We start from the raw sequence: 1,337 nt of genomic DNA on the forward strand, positions 1-1,337 counted from the left end.
GACGGTCTCGACGACCGGGGCCACCGGCGGCAGGGTCAACATGGCGTCTCGATCTGGCGAGTCCCCGATCCTGAGTCCACCCGTTCTTAGAGTCGGGTTGGTTTGATCCGTTCTCAGTTGATGCTGCAGGCCACCGGGGTATGGGTGCAGCGGCAGGCTGCAGCGTACTCGGCCGGTGTGAGGTAGCCCAGGGCCGAGTGGCGGTGTCGGTGATTGTGCTCGTGCTTGAAGTCGCCGATGACCACGCGGGCCTCGAACAGGGTGTTCCAGTAGTTGCGGTTGAGGCACTCCCTCCTGAGGCGGTTGTTGAACGATTCGATGTAGCCGTTGTCCCACGGACAGCCCGGCGGGATGTAGACCATGCCGGTCCTGTTCTCGCAGAATCGTTGCAGCGCTTGAGAAACCATCTCCGGCCCGTTGTCCATGCGCAACACCTTCGGCGGGCCGCCGGCAGCGGCGAACACCTTGGTCAGCTCGGCAACCAGTGCCTCACCGGTGATCGAGCGCTCCACCAGATTGAGCAGCGACTCGCGGGTGTGTTCGTCGATCATCGAAGCGATCTTGATGGCCTTGCCGTCGACAGTCGAGTCGAACTGGAAGTCGATCGCCCACACCACGCCCGGCGCATCAGCGAGGATCGGCGGCACCGACGAGACGCCGGCCCGCTTGCGCGGACTGTGCACACGCACCTGCAGGCCCTCTTCGCGCCAGAGCCGGTGGATCTTCTTCCTGTTGACCTCACGGCCCTCGTCGTAGCGCAACGCCGCCCACGCGCGGCGGAACCCGTGACACGGGTGTTTGGTGGCATAGGAGCGCAGCCAAGCCCTCATCTCAGCATCAGGATCATCAGGGGTCTGGCCCAGCGGAAGACGGCGGTAGGTGGAGCGAGCCAGCCCAACGGCCTTGCACGCCAGCCGCTCCGACATGCTCAACGTCTCCTTGAGCATGTCCACGGCGCGCCGCTTGGCAGCCGGGCTCAGAATTTTCCCTTCGCGACCTCCCGCAGCGCGTCCTTCTCGAGTTCAGCGTCGGCCAGCAGCCGCTTGAGCCGGGCGTTCTGCTCGCGCAGCTCTTTGAGTTCTTTGGCGGCGTCGGTGTCCATGCCGCCGTAGGTGCGCCGCCAGTTGTACAGCGTGGCCGGCGAGACCCCCAGCTCGGCGGCGATCTCCTCACCGGTCTTACCCTCGGCAGCCAGCTCATCTGCCCGCCGCAGCTTGCGCACGATGTCCTCCGCGGAATTCCGCTTCCGACCAGCCATGTGTTCATCGTCCCTTCTGGCCCGACATCGGGCCATAGGACTCTAAAACTGGTTGGACTCATTCAGCGGGAACACGCCA

At 64.8% G+C, this 1,337-nt stretch carries 1 protein-coding gene; it reads right to left on the reverse strand.

The window, feature by feature from the left end; genetic code table 11:
* Positions 1-113 precede the first annotated feature (113 nt).
* Positions 114-1,258 (reverse strand): IS3 family transposase gene (locus J3476_RS19700; RefSeq protein ID WP_373889095.1). Its coding sequence is split into 2 segments (ribosomal slippage): positions 114-994 and positions 994-1,258, totalling 1,146 coding nucleotides; the frame shifts between segments, so codons are not numbered across the junction.
* Positions 1,259-1,337: the final 79 nt, after the last annotated feature.

It is taken from the genome of Mycobacterium sp. PO1 (assembly GCF_017312405.1).
Lineage (GTDB): Bacteria > Actinomycetota > Actinomycetes > Mycobacteriales > Mycobacteriaceae > Mycobacterium.